This is a genomic window from Sphingomonas sp. DBB INV C78 (assembly GCF_042693015.1).
Lineage (GTDB): Bacteria > Pseudomonadota > Alphaproteobacteria > Sphingomonadales > Sphingomonadaceae > Sphingomonas_E.
Map to the genome: position 1 here is coordinate 2,240,928 of NZ_CP170544.1, position 15,006 is coordinate 2,255,933.

The window sequence follows — 15,006 nt, forward strand, 5'->3', positions numbered from 1 at the left end:
AATGGACAGGAGACGACCTCTGCCTCAGGGCGCGACAGCGGTGGTGGATATCGGCAAGACGCTGAGCAAGGTGACCCTGTGGTCGCCCGACGGACGCCTTCTCGATCGCCAGGTTCGCGCCAACGCGCCGGTCGTGGTCGACGGCCTGCGCAGGCTCGATGCGGCGCGGATCGGCTCCTGGATCCTCGAGACCCTGGCGCGTCATGCGCACTCGGGCGTCGAGGCGATCATTCCCGTCGGTCATGGCGCGGGCGTAGCCGCGCTCGTCGATGATGCGCTGGCCTTTCTTCCGCTCGACTATGAGCAGGACGTCCCCGAGGACGTGATGCGCGCCTATCGAGCCGAACGGGATGCGTTTGCGTTGATCGGCTCGCCGGCCCTGCCGGGCGGCCTCAACATCGGCACCCAGCTTTACTGGCTGGAGCGCCTCTATCCCGACGTCATGGGCAAGGCGACGCTTGTTCCCTGGGCCCAATATTGGGCATGGTTCCTTTCGGGCGGCGCCGCGAGCGAAGTCACCAGCCTCGGCTGCCATTCCGACCTCTGGCTCCCGGATGCGGGCCGCTTTTCGCCGATGGCCGAGCGGTTCGGCTGGGCGGGCCGCTTTGCCCCCCTTGCCCGGGCTGGCGACGCGGCAGGCACGCTTCGCCCGGACATCGCGGTCGCGACGGGCCTTGCGCCTTCGGTCCGCGTGCTTGTCGGCCTCCACGATTCCAACGCAGCACTCCTCGCCGCCCGCGGTTTTCCCGAGGTCGGTGCCGAGGAGGCGACGGTCCTTTCGACCGGCACCTGGTTCATTGCGATGCGTCTTGCGGATAGCGCGTCCACGCGGCCGGTCCTGGCCGAGGATCGCGATTGCCTCGTCAATGTCGACGCCCATGGCAGCCCGCTTCCCTCCGCCCGCTTCATGGGCGGTCGCGAGATCGAGAGCGTGATCAAGATCGACACGCGCCGGGTCGACATCGCACCCGACCAGCCCCCACTCCTGGCCACCGTGCCGGCGCTGCTTGCGGCGCATTCGATGCTTCTGCCCACGCTCGCACCAGGCTGCGGTCCGTTTCCGCGGGCGCGCAACGGCTGGCTCCACGAGCCGGTCGACTGGTTCGCGCGCCGCGCGGCCGCCTGCCTCTACGCAGCGCTCGTGACCGATGCCGCGCTCGACCTGATCGGTTCGCGCGAGCGACTGCTTGTCGAGGGCCGTTTTGCCGAGGCACAGGTGTTTGTGCGCGCACTCGCGGCGCTGAGGCCGGATACCGCCGTCTATACGGCCAACGCGCATAATGACGTCTCCTTCGGCGCCTTGCGGCTGATCGAACCGGGCCTGCGACCACAAGGAAAGCTGGTGCGTGCCGAGCCGCTCGAGGGCGACCTTGAGAGCTATCGCCGGAGCTGGCGCGCCATCGTGGCCGGCCGGACATGATCGTCGCGTCTACCACCGATTTCCGCGAGGCCGCACGACGGCGGCTGCCGCGCTTTCTGTTCGACTATATCGATGGCGGCGCCTTTGCCGAGGTGACGCTTGGCAGGAATGTCGACGACCTTGCCGATATCGCGCTGCGCCAGCGCGTGTTGCGCGATGTCTCGCAGCTCGACCTGTCGACGACCTTGTTTGGCCAGAGGCTTGAACTGCCGATCGCCCTTGCTCCGATCGGGCTTGCGGGGCTCAACGCACGACGCGGCGAGTGCCAGGCCGTGCGGGCGGCCGACCGGGCCGGTATCCCCTTCACGCTGTCGACCGTTTCGGCCTGTCCGCTGGATGAAGTGGCCAGGGCAGCGAGCCGGCCCTTCTGGTTCCAGCTCTACATGATCCGCGACCGCGCCTTCATGCGCGAGCTTTTGGCCCAGGCAAGGCAAGCGGGTTGTTCGGCGCTCGTCTTCACCGTCGACATGCCCGTACCGGGCACACGCTATCGCGATTATCGGACCGGTCTTGCCGGCGCCCCGGGGATGAAGGGTGCGATCTGGCGTTTTGCCCAAGCCGCGCTACGGCCGGGCTGGGCGTGGGATGTCGGCCTGACCGGCCGTCCCCATGCGCTCGGCAATGTGGCGCCGGTTCTGAAAGGGCGCACCGGCATCGAGGATTTCTTCGCCTGGATGCGCGCCAATTTCGACCCCACGATCAGCTGGCGCGATCTCGAATTCATCCGTTCGGAATGGAAGGGGCCGCTGATCATCAAGGGCCTCCTCGACCCCGAAGACGCGCGCGAGGCGGCGGCCCTGGGCGCCGACGGGATCATCGTCTCCAACCATGGCGGCCGCCAGCTCGACGGAGTTCTTTCGACCGCGCGCGCGCTGCCTCTCATCGTCGACGCCGTCGGCGACAGACTGACCGTGCTTGCCGATGGCGGGGTCCGCTCCGGCCTCGACGTCGTTCGCATGCTCGCCTTGGGCGCCAGAAGCGTGCTGCTCGGCCGCGCCTGGGCCTATGCGCTCGGCGCACAGGGTGAAGCCGGTGTCACGAAGCTGCTCGAGCTGATGGCGGCCGAGATACGCGTCGCCATGGCGCTCACCGGCGTGACCAGCATTTCCGAGATCAACGAGACCATATTGGCGAGGACCATGTGATGGCGACGACCGTTTCCGAAGCGCCGAGCGAGAGCACGCGCGAGCATTGGCGCAATACGATCCTCGCCGGCCTTGCCAACTATATCGACGCAGGCTCGATCGTCGCCGGCTCCGTGGCGCTGGCCTTGTGGAAGGAGATCTACAATCTCTCCGACAGCTTCATCGGACTGATCGGAGCGTTCTCGGCCAATGCGATCTCGGCCGGCATCGGTGCGCTGGTAGGCGGGTGGCTGTGCGACAAGGTCGGACGCAAGAAGATCTACCAATGGGACATGCTGGTTTATGCCGCCGGCATGGCGTTGCTGGTCTTCGCCTCCGCGCCGTGGATGATCGTGACGGGCTTCGTGATCGTCGGCCTCGCGGTTGGCGCCGACATCCCGGCAAGCTGGTCGTTGATCGCCGAACAGGCGCCCGACAAGGAGCGCGCGAAGCATTCGGGGGTCGCCCAGGTGCTCTGGTATCTGGGCCCTGTCGTCGTCCTGCTCATGGCGCTCGCCCTCACCAATCTCGGCATCCTGGGCGCCCGCATCGTTTTCGCCCATCTCCTCATCATCGCGCTCGCCTTGACCCTGCTCCGATCGAAGATGCGCGAGTCCGAGCGTTGGGAAGAGGCTCAGCGGAGCAAGGTCGCGCGCCCGCCCGTCACCGAACTCTTCAAGCCCCGCTATCTCGGCCCGCTCGCCATGCTGATCGGCATGTACGGCTTCTGGAATCTGTGGGCCGGGACCAACGGCTTCTTCTTCCCCTATATCCTGCGCACGGTGGGCGATGCGAGCCAAGCGACGAGCGTCGCTGTGCAGGCTTTGTCCTTTGCGACGGGCATGGTCTCGATCTGGTTCGTCTTCATGAAGCTTGCCGACAAGGTGAACCAGCGACTGCTCTTCGCCATCTCCGCCATCGTCCAGGTCATTGGCATGGCCCTCTTGGCACTCTTTCCGCTGACCGTCCCGATCGCCATCCTCCACGTCTTCCTCCTCCAGTTCGCGGGCGGCTTCGGCGCGCAGAGCTTCTTCCAGCTGTGGAGTTCGGAGATGTTCCCGACGCTCCTGCGCTCGACCGCGCAGGGGATCGCTTTTGCATTCGTGCGGATCGGGCTCGGCATCTTCAGTTTCTTCGTGCCGCTCCTCACCGCGACCGGCTTCACCAAGCTCGCGTGGATTTTGACCGGCTTCCTCGTCATAAGTGGCGCGATCGGCATCCGTTGGGCGCCGCGCAACGAGGGCAAGTCGCTCGAGCAGCTCGAGGCGGAACGACAAGCGGGCTGATCGGGAAAGCGGGGAAATGCACGCGACGGAACGAGAGAAGATGATCCTGGCCGCCGTCTCGGTCACCGGCTTCATCAACTATCGCGACCTCGAGGCACGCCTCGAGGCGTCACCGGCCACAATCCGGCGCGACCTGACACGGCTCGAGGAACAGGGTCTGATCGTGCGCGTCCACGGCGGAGCCAAGCTCGTCGACGAGACTGGCGCACGCGGCGACGGCCCTGCCCGGCTCTCCGGCACACCCTTTGCCCAGTCGATCACGCTCAACCTCGCCCGGAAGCAGGCGATCGGACGCGCCGCGGCCAAGCTATGCGAGCCGGGCGAAGGCATCATGATCGACGGGGGCACGACGACGCTGCAGATGTGCCCGCATCTGGCCGGCCTCGACCTTCAGGTGCTGACCAATTCGCTGCATATCGTCGATGCATTGCTGCCCCAGGAGGGCACCCGCATTCTCGTGCCGTCGGGCTCGGTGTTCCGCGAACAGAATATCATCCTCGCGCCGACGGGCGAGGACAGCATGCCGCGCTTCCACGCGCCCAGGCTGTTCATGGGCGCAGCCGCGGTCGGTCCCCAGGGGATCATGCAGCAGGATGTCATCCTGGTCGCGTCCGAGCGCCGGCTGATCGACCGCGCCGAGCAGCTTATCCTGCTGGTCGACAGCTCGAAATTCGGCTCCTCGTCGGGCGGGATCGTCTGCGGGCTCGAGGAAGTCGACATTCTGATCACCGACGATGGCATATCGGACGATGTCCGGCGCATGCTCGAGCGCGCCGGACTGGACGTCATCATCGCCGCACGCTGACATTCCCCTTTTCGGAAAGGGCGGCAGGATCCTGTCGATCCCCCGCCCTCCACGATCATACAGCCGTCAATCTCGCATCGAACCGATGGGTACCCGGACCCACCTCGACCGTCGCGTTCGGCCGCCCTTTTGCGGCCTTTGCCGCCCCCCTCAGTGGCCGGCCATCCTTGAGCAGATGGGCGCGCGAGACCGGCAGCGAGACGACCCCCGACACATTGGGCGGGATCGTCACGTCGAGCGAAAGCTTGTCGCCATCGAGCTGCCAGGCCGACCGGATCAGCCCCGCCGCGGACTTGTAGTCGGCAGCGGCACTTTTCAGCCGCGGATCGAGGATCGGCGCGATCCGCACCCGGCGAAAGCCCGGCTCGAGCGCATCGATGCCGGCGACGCGCCGGAACAGGAAGGCGCCGATCGCACCGAACGCATAATGGTTGTAGCTGTTCATCCCGACATCGCCGCGGTCGCTGTTCCAGCGTTCCCACATCGTCGTCGCGCCCTTCTCGACCATATAGCCCCAGGACGGATAGTCGCGTTGCAGGAGCAGGCTCATGGCCATCCGCTCCTGACCCGCGTCCGCCAGCGCGTCGAGGATATGCGGGGTTCCAAGGAAGCCGGTCGACAGCGTGTTGCCGCGCGCCGCGATATCGGCGGCAAGTCGCTTGCCGGCCTCGAGGCGCTGGGTGTCCGACAGCAGCCCGAAGCGGATCGCGAGCACATGGCTGGTCTGGCTGCCGTTGCCGACCGATCCGTCCGGCTTCACGAAAGCCGACCCGAACCGGGCGCGGATCTCCTCGAATAACAAGCGGTAGCGCCGGGCGTCCTCCGGCCGGCCGGTCGCGGCCGCCATCTCCGCCATCATGGCGGCGTCAGCCGCCCAATAGGCGGTGCCGATGAGATCCTTGGGCGTCGTCGCTTCCTGGGGGGTTCTGGCATCGACCGACAGCCAGTCGCCATAGTCGGCGCCACGCGACTTCTCCCAGAGCAGCGTCGGATTGCTCCGTTGGATCCAGCCGAGATAGCGGTCCATCGCCTCCCAGTTCTCGGCAATGATGCCGGTATCGCCATATTGGCGCCAGGCAATGTAAGGCAGGATGACGCCCGCATCAGCCCAGCCCGGCGATGACAGCGCCATGCCGGGCGTGAAGGGCGGGACACAATCGGGAAATCCGCCGGTCTTGCCTTGCGCGCTGCGAACATCGCGCATGACGCGGCCGGTATAGGCCTCGATATCCATGTTGAATGCCGCAGCCGGCCAGAACACTTCGGCATCCCCCATCCAGCCCAGTCGCTCGTCGCGCTGCGGGCAGTCGGTCGGCAGCCCGAAGAAGTTCGAGCGCTGGCTCCAGAAGCTGTTTTCCCAGAATTTCTGGATCACCGGATCGCTGACCCGAAGCGTTCCCGAGAAATGCAGGTCGGTATGCGCGACGACGCCTTCGAGCGTGGCCTGGTCGGGCGCTTCTGGCAGACCATGCACCTCGACATAGCGGAAGCCATGATAAGTGAAGCGCGGTTCCCAGACCTCCTCGCCACCGCCCTTGAGGATGTAGACGTCGCGCGCCGCGGCACTGCGCAGGTTGGCCTGGTCGACCCCGCCGCCTGCACCCAGCACTTCACCGAACAGCATCTTTACGCGGGTGCCGGCAGGCCCCTTGACCCGCAGGCGTGCCCATCCCGCGAAGTTCTGGCCGAAATCGAAGACGTGGACGCCCGGCGCGCGTTCGCGAACGGAGCGCATTTTCAGAACCTGGGTCGCACGCACCGGCGGACAGAGCTCGGGTTCGGGGACGAGCACCGGTGCCTCCGCGCGCCTCGCCGGCCTCCAGTCGCGCCCGGCAAATCCCGGTTTCGCCCAGCCGGGCTGCTCGGCCCGCGCGTCATAGACCTCGCCATCATAAATCTCCGACGAGAGAATGGGCGAAGCGGCCATCGACCAGCCGTCTCCCGTGGCGATCGTCTCGACCGTGCCGTCCTCATAGGTGAGTTCGAGCTGGGCCAGGACACGGCACGGCGCGGGTCCGAAGGTGAAGCGCGCGCCCTGGCTATATTCGCTGCCGTACCAGCCGTCGCCGACCCAGAGCCCGATCGCATTTGCCCCCGCGGCCAGGAGCCCGGTCACATCATGGGTCTGATAGAGGAGCCGGCGCGACGGGTCCGTGAACTGCGGATCCATGCGGCCGTCGCCGACGCGCTCCCCGTTGATGAACGCCTCATAGGCGCCGAGCGCGGTCGCATAGAGCCTGGCCGAGCGGAGCGGTCGTGCCACGGCGAACTCGCGACGCAGAAGCATGGCAGGATAAGTCGGCCACGGCTCGCCCACCGGCTTGCGCGCGGCCGCTGGCGCCGTCGGCCAGGCATTGTCGTCGAACGTCGCCTGCTGCCAGCCCTTCGGCGCCTCAAGCGCTGCCTTCCAGCCTTCGGCGCTCGTGAGCCTGCGCCCGTCAGGGCCATCGAGGCGAAGGATCGCGGCGAGCACGGCGCCCGATACGCCCAGACCGCTGACCCGTTTCACCGCGACGGCGAGGATGTTGGGGCCGCGGCGAAGCCGCAATGTAAAGGTCGCCATGGTCGTCCAGGCGACCGGATCCTCGTCCTCTGGGGTTACCGGTTCGCCATTCAGCCAGATGCCGTCGAGCGCGTGCGCTGACAGGAGGAGCTCGGCAGTGGTCGGACGGTCGACCTCGATCCTCGTCCGAAAGGCACCGACCTGCCCGACCTTGTGCGCTGGTGAAGCGCTGATCCAGTGGAGGCCTGCCGCACGATCGAGGGCGGCGACCTCCGTCTCGCAAGCGAGCCAGCCGGCCGTCCAGTCGCTCACCGCGGAAAGGCCTGTTTCCCAAAATTCGGAGGGGCTGGTCACCGAAGAACCGGTCGCCTCCGGCCAGACCTCGACGCGCCACCAGAACCTTGTCCGCGCCGTCGGCGGCGGGCCGCCATAGACGATGTCGAACGTCCGGTCGGACATGATCTTGCCGCTGTCCCAGACGAGCTCGCGCCCGGCGACGAGATCATCCTGCGATCGCGCGACACAGATCCGATAGGCCTGTTGCCTGAGTTCATGCCCATCCCCGGCGAGCTTCCAGGCGAAGCGCGGCAGCAGATCGCCCGTCGCCATCGGTCGGACAAGACCCGATACCTTAAGATCGAGGACGGCAAAGGCCTGTTCGCGCACGGCGGGTCCGGCCAAGACAGGACGCCCCAGGCTTCCCACACCGGCAAGGCCGATCCCCAGCGCAGTGCGGCGGTCCAGTTCCATAGTCCTCCCCTTCGGCGCCCCCTCAAGGAAGCCTTAATTGAACGCTACCGTTCATATAACGTCATGGCCTGCCAGGAAAGCGCCAAATGCCGGCCCTCATCGATCTTTCCAGTCACAGATCATATTCGCGCCCCGCCATGCTCGTGCTTGAAAAAGCCGGCGATTGCGGCGGGCGTTCCGATAGGTATCGGGCCGCGCCGCGCCGATCCGGAAGTCGCTCGAGGTCAGTGCAGCGCAGGCGCGGCAGCCTGGCCCACTTCGCCGTCGCGCGTGGCATAGAGACCGTAAAACGCAATCCAGAGATAGCAGATGGCCGGCACGGCGAACGCGATACCAAGACCATGCGCGTCCGCCACGATACCGCTCGCAAGCGGTATGATCGCACCTCCGACAATGCCGAGGCACAGCAAGGCGGAGCCCCCCGGTGTTTCGTCGCCGAGACCTTTAAGGCCCAGCGTGAAGATCGTCGGGAACATGATCGAATTGGCAAGACCGACCGCGAGGATGGCGGCCGCGGCGAGCGAGCCCGAGGTCGTTGCCGACAGGGCCGCCAGCGCGAGCGCCGCTGCGGCATGGATGGCCAGCACGCGGCCGGGCCGCCAGCGGCCGAGCACCCAGGCGCCGATGAACCGGCCAACCATGGCGCCGCCCCAGTAGAGACTGACGAGTTGCCCCGCTTCGAGCGCGGTTGCGCCCAGCACCGAGGGTTGCATCAGATAATTGGCGAGAAGGCTGCCAATCGAAACCTCGGCGCCGACATAAGCGAAGATTGCCAGTGCCCCGAAGGTGAGGCGCGGCCGGCCGAGCAGGGCAAGACCCGGCCGCCCATCCCTGCTGACAGGCTTCGCTGATCCGAGAATATCCCGCCGACCCCAGAATATGAGCATAAGCACGCCAAGCACGAGCGCGATGCCGATGAATGGCAAGGCGACCGCATCGGCTTCGACGACGCGTTTGGCGGCAAGCGCCGGAGCGGAGAGCGCGGCGGCGTTCACGACGGGAGCGTCGCTCAGGATGAGCCGGGCGCCGATGATCGGCCCGATCGTCGTGCCGAGAGAATTGAAGGCCTGGGCGAGCGTCAGCCTGGCCGAGGAGCTTGCCTGGGGTCCGGCGATGGCGATCACGGCATTGGCCGCGACCTGGAGCGTTGTTACCCCGCTCGCCATGACGAAAAGCGCGACCAGAAAACCGCCGAACAGGCCGAAGCGGGTTGCCGGGATGAAGAGCAGGCAGCCCGCCGCCATGATACCGAGCCCGGCGATGATGCCACGCATATAGCCGAAGCGGCGGACAATCATGCCGGCCGGCAGCGAAAAGACCAGATAGCCGATGAAGAAGGCGAACTGGGTGAGCATCACTTCGGCATAGCCAAGCATGAAGAGCGACTTCAGCTTGGGCACGAGGATGTCGATGAGGACGGTCGCAAAGCCCCAGATGAAGAAGAGGCTCAGGCAGAGCCTGAACAATGTCCTGTCCGCCGGCCGTGCCGCTTCGCCCGCGGTATGCTTTTCATGGCTTGCAATCATTCCCCACCCCCCTGTCGCCCTCCGGTCGTGCAACGGCCCGATCAGGCCGGCCTGGGTGCATGCACCTGCGCAAAATACGGATTGGCCTGGGCCACCGCGTCATAGCTTTCCGGATCAACCATGCAGGTCGGGCACCAATGGCCGCCACGCAGCATCAGGTTGGGCGTCATGCGGAAATGGTGATCTTGCGCGCAGCGCCAGTCGAGCGGTGCGAACGGCCCCTCGATCACATCGGAAAGGCACGCGCCCCCGCGGAAGTCGGCGGCCCTGGCCATGTCCGCGATCGTCCATGTCTCGATGGATCGTGCTTCGTCATAGCCATGATCGAGGAGCCTGGGAGCGCGCGACGGCGCGGCCAGCGTGAACTGGCGCCAATCCGAGGGTATGTCGTCATATTCCTCGCGCGACCCGAAATAGGCCGTGATATGCGCCTCGTCGTCATTCGCCAGCCAGTGGAGCGAGCCGCCCGGCGCTTCGGCAAGCTTGCGGATGCGTTTGCCGACCGCGCTCGGGAACGTCCCCGCGGCCGCCTTCACCGCCCAGGGAATGGCGCGTGCGAGTTCATCGACGAACATATCGATCGTCTGGCTGCGATACGGCACCAGCGCTTCCAGATGATCCGAGTCGCTATACCATTGGCCGTGGAAGTTGCGGGTCGCGAACCAGTTCGGCCTGAGCACCCGGCGATAATCGGAGATCCCGAGCGCCGAGAAGGTCTTGACCATGAACTCATGGTTGACGACCCGCGCGCTCTCGCCGCCGCCCATGTTATAGAAGCCGCGCCAGAGTGTCTGGGGTACGTCCGCCTCGCAGAGATTGGCCATGAGCCGCCCGGAATCCCGGGCAGTCGACCATTCGAAGACGCCGTTGACCGGATTGTGGAACATGATCGGATCGAAGATCCGCCACATCTCCGTGTGCGCCATGCCTGTCTGGCGGATCGACACCCAATGCTTCAAACCGGATTCTGCGACGATCGCTTCAGCCTGCGTCTTGCTGACCGCATATTGGTCATAGCGGCTGATCTTGATCGGATCGCCGGTGCGCCCCCAGTGGACAGGCGGCATCCGGCAGCCCGTCTGCGCAACCGTGCCGATATAGACGAGGCGCACTTCGTCAGGCTCGGGCCCATCCTGGATGGCCCGGACGATGTTCTCGGCACCGCCGACATTGACCTTCATGGTAAGTTCGGGAAACCGGTCTGCCAGTGGCGAGACCATGCCGCCGACATGGAGCACATGGCTTGCGCCTGAGACGCCGGCCCGCACATCGTCATAGCATGTGAGGTCGCCGAGCAGGACTTCGACATCGGGATCGCGCCGCCATGCCTTCACCGCGGGCAAGTCGCGCTCTTTTGGCAGCACCAGAATCCGGACACGGAATCGTTCGCGCCGCGCGAGCAGTTGCCGCATGGTCTCGCCACCCATGGTGCCCGTGGCGCCCGTCAGGAAGACAAGCGTCCGCTGATCCTGTTGCATGCTGGCGAATTTCCCCTCGATTCGGCGCTGCAATCGGAGAGCGCTCGTCTTAAATTTACGCTATCGTATCATTAAATCTCTTTTGCCCGCAAGCGCGGAGACCACCTGATCCGGCCCGCCCCCTCCGATTGGACGGCGACAGCCCCCTCGGCGATTGCAACTCTCGATCGCAATGTTAGTAACAACTCACTACGAGTGATTCCAGAGGAGAGTGGTGAATGCGGGCAATGGTGCTGGACCGGTTCGGCGGTCCGGAAGTTCTGCGCCTTGGCGACATCGAGCGCCCGCCCGTGGAAGCGGGTGGCGTGGTGGTTGAGGTCGCTTTTGCCAGCGTCAATCCCGCCGACTGGAAGGCGCGCGAGGGCTGGCTCGCCCGCTATTTCGACTATCAGTTCCCGTTCGTCGTCGGCTTCGATGCCGCGGGCGTCGTCGCCGAAGTCGGCGAAGGCGTGACCGATCTCGTGGTCGGCGACCGGGTTGTCACGGCCTCCAACCAGGGTCGCGGCGCGCGCGGCTCCTACGCCGAGTTCGTCGCCTCGGATCGGGAGCGTGTCGTCAAGCTTCCCGCGTCTGTCGGCTTTCGTGAAGCGGCGACGCTCCCGACCGCCGGCATGACCGCATGGCAGGCCGTGTTCGACGTGGGCCAGGCAAAGGCCGGTCAAAAGATACTGGTCAACGGTGGTGCCGGGGGTACCGGTAGTTTTGCGATCCAGCTCGCTCGCATGGCAGGCGCCGACGTTGCCGCCACCTGTGGCCCGCATAATCTCGATTATGTCCGGGACCTCGGTGCCGCCCTCGCCATCGATTATCGCGAAGGCCGCGTGATCGACGCCGTGCGCGCCTGGGCCCCCGACGGCGTCGACCTCGTCATCGACACGGTCGGCCAGGGCAGCCTTCTCGATGCCATCGAGATCTTGAAGCGTGGCGGTCTTGTCGCCCCCATCACCACGCTGATCGCCGACGAGCCGATGCCGGACGCCGCTCGGGCCGAGGCGCTTGGCGTGCGCATCGAGATCGCCACGTCCACCTTCCCCAACCAGCCCCGCCAGCTCAACGGTCTCGTTGACGCGCTCGCCGCCGGCCGCATCCGCGCACCGGACATGACCATATTGCCGCTCGACCGGGCGGCCGAGGCCCAGACCCGCGTCGCGGCCGGACATGTCCGCGGCAAGATCCTGCTCGAAGTGAATGCGGAGGTCGGCCAATGAGCGACACGCCAATCTGGATCGTTGACGATATCGTCGTGCGTCCTGGCCAGGGACCGGCCTTTCTTGCCGCTTGTCGCGCGCATTATGCCCCCGGCGCCGAGGCCCGGGGCATGCGCCTCGCCCATGCCCGCGTCGAGCCCGCCATGTGGCTCGACGAGGAGCCCAATCGCCTCCTCCTCATCTGGGCGGTGGCCGATGTCGCCGGTGTCTGGGGCGCGAAACATGTCGCGCGCATGTCCCCCGACGTCGACCAATTTTGGCAAGACATTGCCGCCCCGCTGATCGTGTCACGCACGCGATCGCTGATGGCCGAGGCCGACCAGCTGGAGACCCTCAGCCATGTATAATCTGCTCCTCGTGATCGGCTTTTCGGCCGATGCGTCTACCGATGCGCGGGCGGCCTTCACCGCCAGGCTCGGGGACGCCGCTCGCCACGCTGCTGTCCGCGGCGCCACGATCCAGCCAACCCTGCCAGGCGTCTATAATGGCGGCGATCTCATCTGCCGCCTGGCGTTCGACGACCGCGCCGCCCTGACCGCCGCCGCGGCAGGCGACCAATGGGCCGGGATCGAGGAAGGGCTCGCAGACAGTTCGCTCGTCGCCAGCCTCGAACGCGTCGAATATGAAGGCGGACTGGCTGGCGGCTCGTCCGACGGCACCGGCCTCTATCGCGTCGCCTTGTTCTGCGCGAACATGAACCCCAACGAGGAACGCTTGGGGACATTCGCCCGCCAGACCGCGTCGATGCCGCGCTACATCAAGGCCATTCGCCGCTGGCAGGTTTCCGAAGCCGCCAAAGCCTCCGGGCTCCGTCCCTGGACCCACGTCTGGGAGCAGGAATATGACAGCATCGAAGGGTTGAACGGCCCGTACATGATGCATCCCGCCCACTGGGCGCATGTCGAGCGCTGGTTCGACACCGAATATCCCGACCATCTCGTCGACCGCGTGCTGGTGCACACCTTCTGCGCCATCGACGCGCCGGTCATCCTTGCCTGACACAATGAAGATCCGGGAGAGACAGGAATGAGTTCCAGCGAGAAACCGCTCGAGGGAAAGGTTGCCCTCGTCACCGGCGCCAGTCGCGGCATCGGCCAGGCGATCGCCCGGCGGCTGGCTTCGGCCGGCGCCATGGTGGTCGTCACCGCCCGTTCGGCGACCCAGCCCGCCACCCAGAAGCGCTTCGGGGGTGAACAGATAATCCCCGGCACGCTCGCCGAAACCGTCGCCCTGATCGAGGCAGACGGCGGCAAGGCGATCGCCGTTCCGGCCGACCTGGAAAATACCGAACAGCGCGGCAGCCTGGTGGCCCGCGCCGTCGCGGCCGCGGGACGGCTGGATATCCTTGTGAACAACGCCGGCTACGCCGATTATGGCCGCATCGAGACGATGTCCGACGACACGTTCGATCGGACGATCACGCATTATCTGCGCGCGCCGTTCCAACTGATCCGCGATGCCATCCCGGTGATGAAAGCGCAGGGTGCGGGCTGGATCGTCAATATCGGGTCGGTGACGACCTTGCCGCCGATGCGGCCCTATCAGGATTATAGCAAGGCGGGCGGCGACACGCTCTATGCCAGCGTCAAGTCCGCGCTGCATCGTTTCACGCAAGGCCTCGCGGCCGAGATGGTCGACCATAATATCGCGGTCAACGTGGTGGGGCCGTCGACCGCCATCCGGACGCCTGGCGCGGACGCCCTGATCCCGACCGATTATCCGACCGAGGATGTGGCTTATCTTGCCGAGACGGTACTCGCGATGTGCGAACTTCCGGCCGCCGAGCGCACCGGCCATATCGGTTTTTCGATGCACTGGCCACATGCGCACGAGCGCCGCGTGATGACGCTTGACGGCAAGACCGAGCTGCCACCCGCCGAGCCCCCGGCCTGGTCGCACCCCGACGTCATTGCCCAGGGCTACTGACAGGATCCGGACCGACTGGAGAGAAAGATGCCGATCGACCCGCAGATTGAAGCCATGCTGGCAAACGCGCCCGAATGGCCGCCAGTGAGTTCTATGCCCGTGGACGTGTTACGCGCTGGCGTTCGCACCAGCTCGCTCGCTTTTCCGCCGCTCGACCTCCCCCTAGGCCGCATAGAGGACGATGCGATCGAGGGACCCGGCGGTCCCATTCCGATCCGCATCTATACGCCGGTCGGCGATGGCCCCTTTCCCGGCATCGTCTATTTCCACGGCGGTGGGTGGGTCGTGGGCGACCTCGACACGCAGGACATGATCGCGCGCGGCCTCGCTTATGGCAGCGAAGCCATGGTGGTTTCGGTCGATTATCGTCTCGCCCCCGAATATCCCTTCCCCGCCGCCCCCAATGATGCGTGGGCCGCAACCTTGTGGACGGCCCAGCATGCCGCCAGCCTGAACATCGATCCGGCCCGACTGGCGGTGGCGGGCGACAGTGCGGGCGCGAACCTTGCGGCAGGGGTCGCCCTTCGTGCCCGCGACGCAGGTACGCCCCGGATTGCGGCCCAGGTGATGTTCTATGGTTCGGGCAACTACCCCTCGCAGGACACGCCCTCATCCGTCGAATTCGCCAATGGGCCGATCCTGTCGCGCGACGACGTCTTCTTCTTCTGGCACCAATATCTGGTCGACCCGGACAAGGACCAGCACAACCCTCTTGCGTCGCCCATTCGCGCCACGAGCCATGTCGGCCTTCCGCCCGCTTATATGGGAACCGCCGAGATCGACCCGTCTCGCGATGATGGCGAGCACTTTGCCGCTGTGCTGGCGAAGGCCGGCGTTCCCGTCGAGATGAAGCGCTATCCCGGGATGGTGCACGGCTTTGTCTCGTGGTTGGGAATCCTGCCCGGCGCGCAGGCCGCGATGGACGATGCCTGCAGCTTCCTGAAGCGCCAGTTCGCGCCCCAGCCCTGAACAGTCCAGTC

The 15,006-nt window shown here is 66.0% G+C and carries 12 protein-coding genes; 9 read left to right on the top strand and 3 right to left on the bottom strand.

Annotated features, from left to right (window positions below):
* Position 1 precedes the first annotated feature (1 nt).
* The 4 genes from ACFB49_RS10705 to ACFB49_RS10720 are packed head-to-tail and all read left to right on the top strand — an operon-like array spanning position 2 to position 4,635.
* Positions 2–1,420 carry an FGGY-family carbohydrate kinase gene (locus ACFB49_RS10705; RefSeq protein WP_380879254.1) on the top strand — a complete coding sequence of 473 codons (1,419 nt, stop codon included), beginning with the start codon at positions 2–4 and terminating at the stop codon, positions 1,418–1,420.
* Positions 1,417–2,565, top strand: coding sequence for an FMN-dependent L-lactate dehydrogenase LldD (gene lldD / locus ACFB49_RS10710; RefSeq protein ID WP_380879255.1), 1,149 nt, complete (start codon positions 1,417–1,419; stop codon positions 2,563–2,565). Before ACFB49_RS10705 ends, lldD begins: the two co-directional genes overlap by 4 nt.
* The gene (locus tag ACFB49_RS10715; RefSeq protein WP_380879257.1) at positions 2,565–3,830 is read left to right on the top strand and encodes an MFS transporter; all 1,266 of its coding nucleotides are present in this window, start codon (positions 2,565–2,567) and stop codon (positions 3,828–3,830) included. Before lldD ends, ACFB49_RS10715 begins: the two co-directional genes overlap by 1 nt.
* Before the next feature lie 40 nt (positions 3,831–3,870).
* Complete coding sequence (locus ACFB49_RS10720; protein WP_380879259.1) at positions 3,871–4,635, top strand: DeoR/GlpR family DNA-binding transcription regulator; 765 nt, start codon at positions 3,871–3,873, stop codon at positions 4,633–4,635.
* Between the two features lie 55 nt (positions 4,636–4,690).
* Here the strand turns inward: ACFB49_RS10720 and ACFB49_RS10725 are convergent, their stop codons facing one another.
* From ACFB49_RS10725 to ACFB49_RS10735, 3 genes are all read right to left on the bottom strand, one after another.
* Positions 4,691–7,888 (bottom strand): family 78 glycoside hydrolase catalytic domain, encoded by a 3,198-nt coding sequence (locus ACFB49_RS10725; RefSeq protein WP_380879261.1) that lies wholly within the window; start codon positions 7,886–7,888, stop codon positions 4,691–4,693.
* A 224-nt stretch (positions 7,889–8,112) separates the two neighbouring features.
* Positions 8,113–9,414: a sugar MFS transporter gene (locus tag ACFB49_RS10730; RefSeq protein ID WP_380879263.1), complete on the bottom strand. Its 1,302-nt coding sequence runs from the start codon at positions 9,412–9,414 to the stop codon at positions 8,113–8,115.
* 41 nt (positions 9,415–9,455) lie between these two features.
* Positions 9,456–10,892 (bottom strand): NAD-dependent epimerase/dehydratase family protein, encoded by a 1,437-nt coding sequence (locus ACFB49_RS10735; RefSeq protein ID WP_380879265.1) that lies wholly within the window; start codon positions 10,890–10,892, stop codon positions 9,456–9,458.
* Between the two features lie 218 nt (positions 10,893–11,110).
* On the opposite strand from ACFB49_RS10735, the gene ACFB49_RS10740 reads away from it, so the two are divergent.
* From ACFB49_RS10740 to ACFB49_RS10760, 5 genes are read left to right on the top strand one after another with little or no spacing between them, the layout of a single operon-like run.
* Entirely contained in the window at positions 11,111–12,100 is a 990-nt protein-coding gene (locus tag ACFB49_RS10740) for an NADP-dependent oxidoreductase (RefSeq protein WP_380879267.1), read from the top strand.
* Complete coding sequence (locus ACFB49_RS10745; RefSeq protein WP_380879269.1) at positions 12,097–12,447, top strand: hypothetical protein; 351 nt, start codon at positions 12,097–12,099, stop codon at positions 12,445–12,447. The genes ACFB49_RS10740 and ACFB49_RS10745 overlap by 4 nt, the downstream gene beginning before the upstream one ends.
* Positions 12,440–13,099: a Dabb family protein gene (locus ACFB49_RS10750; RefSeq protein ID WP_380879271.1), complete on the top strand. Its 660-nt coding sequence runs from the start codon at positions 12,440–12,442 to the stop codon at positions 13,097–13,099. The genes ACFB49_RS10745 and ACFB49_RS10750 overlap by 8 nt, the downstream gene beginning before the upstream one ends.
* Before the next feature lie 27 nt (positions 13,100–13,126).
* Entirely contained in the window at positions 13,127–14,026 is a 900-nt protein-coding gene (locus ACFB49_RS10755) for an SDR family NAD(P)-dependent oxidoreductase (protein WP_380879273.1), read from the top strand.
* Between the two features lie 27 nt (positions 14,027–14,053).
* Complete coding sequence (locus ACFB49_RS10760; protein ID WP_380879275.1) at positions 14,054–14,995, top strand: alpha/beta hydrolase; 942 nt, start codon at positions 14,054–14,056, stop codon at positions 14,993–14,995.
* Positions 14,996–15,006: the final 11 nt, after the last annotated feature.

What these genes read in the sequence shown, in the direction of transcription:
- ACFB49_RS10725 (WP_380879261.1), bottom strand. Translation starts at nt 7,888, where the DNA reads ATGGAACTGGACCGCCGCACTGCGCTGGGGATCGGCCTTGCCGGTGTG.
- ACFB49_RS10705 (WP_380879254.1), top strand. Translation starts at nt 2, where the DNA reads ATGGACAGGAGACGACCTCTGCCTCAGGGCGCGACAGCGGTGGTGGAT.
- ACFB49_RS10720 (WP_380879259.1), top strand. Translation starts at nt 3,871, where the DNA reads ATGATCCTGGCCGCCGTCTCGGTCACCGGCTTCATCAACTATCGCGAC.
- ACFB49_RS10735 (WP_380879265.1), bottom strand. Translation starts at nt 10,892, where the DNA reads ATGCAACAGGATCAGCGGACGCTTGTCTTCCTGACGGGCGCCACGGGC.
- ACFB49_RS10745 (WP_380879269.1), top strand. Translation starts at nt 12,097, where the DNA reads ATGAGCGACACGCCAATCTGGATCGTTGACGATATCGTCGTGCGTCCT.
- ACFB49_RS10730 (WP_380879263.1), bottom strand. Translation starts at nt 9,414, where the DNA reads ATGATTGCAAGCCATGAAAAGCATACCGCGGGCGAAGCGGCACGGCCG.
- ACFB49_RS10750 (WP_380879271.1), top strand. Translation starts at nt 12,440, where the DNA reads ATGTATAATCTGCTCCTCGTGATCGGCTTTTCGGCCGATGCGTCTACC.
- ACFB49_RS10740 (WP_380879267.1), top strand. Translation starts at nt 11,111, where the DNA reads ATGCGGGCAATGGTGCTGGACCGGTTCGGCGGTCCGGAAGTTCTGCGC.
- ACFB49_RS10755 (WP_380879273.1), top strand. Translation starts at nt 13,127, where the DNA reads ATGAGTTCCAGCGAGAAACCGCTCGAGGGAAAGGTTGCCCTCGTCACC.
- lldD (WP_380879255.1), top strand. Translation starts at nt 1,417, where the DNA reads ATGATCGTCGCGTCTACCACCGATTTCCGCGAGGCCGCACGACGGCGG.
- ACFB49_RS10715 (WP_380879257.1), top strand. Translation starts at nt 2,565, where the DNA reads ATGGCGACGACCGTTTCCGAAGCGCCGAGCGAGAGCACGCGCGAGCAT.
- ACFB49_RS10760 (WP_380879275.1), top strand. Translation starts at nt 14,054, where the DNA reads ATGCCGATCGACCCGCAGATTGAAGCCATGCTGGCAAACGCGCCCGAA.